The 2,201-nt window shown below is 69.0% G+C and carries 3 protein-coding genes; 1 reads left to right on the forward strand and 2 read right to left on the reverse strand.

Going from position 1 to position 2,201, the window contains the following annotated elements:
* Nucleotides 1–864: phage/plasmid primase, P4 family (locus ABZY33_RS35930; protein ID WP_356495920.1), on the forward strand; the 864-nt coding region annotated here is incomplete at its 5' end.
* 60 nt (nucleotides 865–924) lie between these two features.
* On the opposite strand, the gene ABZY33_RS35935 is transcribed toward ABZY33_RS35930, so the two are convergent.
* Entirely contained in the window at nucleotides 925–1,332 is a 408-nt protein-coding gene (locus ABZY33_RS35935; protein ID WP_356495921.1) for a DUF6009 family protein, read from the reverse strand.
* The coding region (locus ABZY33_RS35940) for a phage/plasmid primase, P4 family (RefSeq protein WP_356495922.1) at nucleotides 1,329–2,201 on the reverse strand (873 nt) is incomplete at its 5' end. The genes ABZY33_RS35935 and ABZY33_RS35940, both read right to left, overlap by 4 nt.

The raw sequence follows: 2,201 nt of genomic DNA on the forward strand, positions 1-2,201 counted from the left end.
GTCGACTTCCTGCAACTCCTCCTCGGCTACTCCGTCACCGGCGACGTCGGCGGACAAGTCCTCCCCTTCCTCTTCGGCTCCGGCAAAAACGGCAAGACCGTGCTCCTGGACGTCCTGATGAAACTCCTCGGGGACTACGCCGACGCCGCTCCCCCGGGGTTCTTGATGTCACGCCCGTACGCCGGTCATCCGACGGATCTGGCGGAGCTGCACGGGCGCCGGGTCATCGTGTGCAGCGAGGTCAGGGCCGGGGACAGGTTCGACGAGACGCGGATGAAGCTGCTGACGGGTGGTGACCGGATCAAGGCGCGGCGGATGCGGCAGGACTTCTTCAGCTTCCAGCCCACCCACAAACTCTGGCTCCTGGGCAACCACCGCCCCGAAGTCGGCACCGGAGGCTTCGCCTTCTGGCGCCGCATGCGCCTCATCCCCTTCGAACGCGTCGTCTCCGAGAGCCGAAAAATCGACAACCTCGCGGATGTCCTGGTCGGCGAGGAGGGGCCCGGCATACTCCACTGGCTGATCCGGGGGGCCCGTCGCTACCTGGCCGGCGAGAAGCGGCTCACCGGGCCCGAGCAGGTGCGGATCGCCACCGACGCGTACGTGGAGGCCGAGGACCACACCGGGCGCTTCCTCGCGGAGGTCTGCGCCCTCGGCCCCGCTCTGCGGGCCGAGCAGACCCGGCTGCACGCGGCGTACCGGGCCTGGTGTCTGCGCGAGGACGTCCCGGCGCTGGCGTCGCGGGCGCTGGCGGCCCGGATCCGGGAGACGGTGGGGCTGGCGTCGCCGAAGGCGATGATCCTGTCCAACCAGCGCAAGTACTACCCGGGCATCGGCCTGCTCACCGACGCGGCGACGGCCTGAGGGCCTGCGCCGGGCGCGGCGACGCCGCCGGCCGCGCGCCTGCCCGGGACACGTGGTCGCTCAGGCCTGGGACGGCAGCTTCTTGTCCAGTTCCTGCATCGCCTTCGACGGCGGTCCGCCCTCGGAGCGCTCGGTCTTGTAGCCCTTGACCCGGGCGGCGAGGGTGCGCGGGTCCACGGCCTCCGCGGGCGCCCCGGTGGCGTAGAGGCCCTCGGGGGCGCAGTCGCGGTCGTGGGGCAGCAGCCAGAAGACCCGGCGGCGGAACGTGCCGGAGGAGCGGGACGCCTTGGCCTTGGGGCCAAGGAGCGCGTAGCCGACCATCCGTCCGTCGCGGTGGTAGGCGGGTTTGCCGCGGCGGGTCGGGAGCCGGTCGAGGCTCTGGCGTACGTAGTCGAGGTCGGTGATGTCTTCCAGCCAGACGAGGTCGGCCTCGTGGCTGATCTCATCCTCGGTGATCAGGGAGCTCATGCCCTGGCTTCCCTTTCCTCGTCGGTGAGCAGGCCGATGCCCGGGTAGTACTTGCGCTGGTTGGACAGGATCATCTCCTTGGGTGAGGAGAGTCCGGCCAGCTCACGGGCGCGTGCCGCGAAAGCGCGTGAGGACATGGGGGGCGCGCCTTCATTGTGGCACCAGGCCTTGTACGCGGCGTAGAGACCCGTCTGTTCGGCGCGATGGTCGGGCGCCAGGGTGCAGCATTCCTCGAAGAACCGTCCCGTGTGGTCCTCGGTCTCGGCGTACGCGGTGGTGGCGATCCGCACACGCTCGGGACCGATGAGATCCCGCTCTCCCCCCAGGTAACGGCGGGCGCCGTCGATGAGCCATCCCAGGATCCCAGAACCTTCCTCGGTTACGAGGATGTCTGCGAGGTTGTCGATTTTTCGTTCGTCGGAGACGACGCGTTCGAAGGGGATGAGGCGCATGCGGCGCCAGAAGGCGAAGCCTCCGGTGCCGACTTCGGGGCGGTGGTTGCCCAGGAGCCAGAGTTTGTGGGTGGGCTGGAAGCTGAAGAAGTCCTGCCGCATCCGCCGCGCCTTGATCCGGTCGCCACCGGTGAGGAGTTTGACGCGGGCCTCGTCGAACTTGTCCCCGTGCTTGACCTCGCTGCACACGATGACGCGGCGGCCGTGCAGCTCCGCCAGGTCGGTGGGGTGGCCTTCGTAGGGACGGGCCATGAGGAAGCCGGGCGGGGCGGCGTCGGCGTAGTCGCCCAGGAGTTTCATCAGGACATCGAGAAGAACGGATTTGCCGTTTTTGCCGGAGCCGAAGAGGAAGGGGAGGACTTGTCCGCCGACGTCGCCGGTGACGGAGTAGCCGAGGAGGAGTTGCAGGAAGTCGAC

Origin of the sequence: Streptomyces sp. NPDC006552 (genome assembly GCF_040611655.1) — a bacterium.
Classification (GTDB): Bacteria; Actinomycetota; Actinomycetes; order Streptomycetales; family Streptomycetaceae; genus Streptomyces.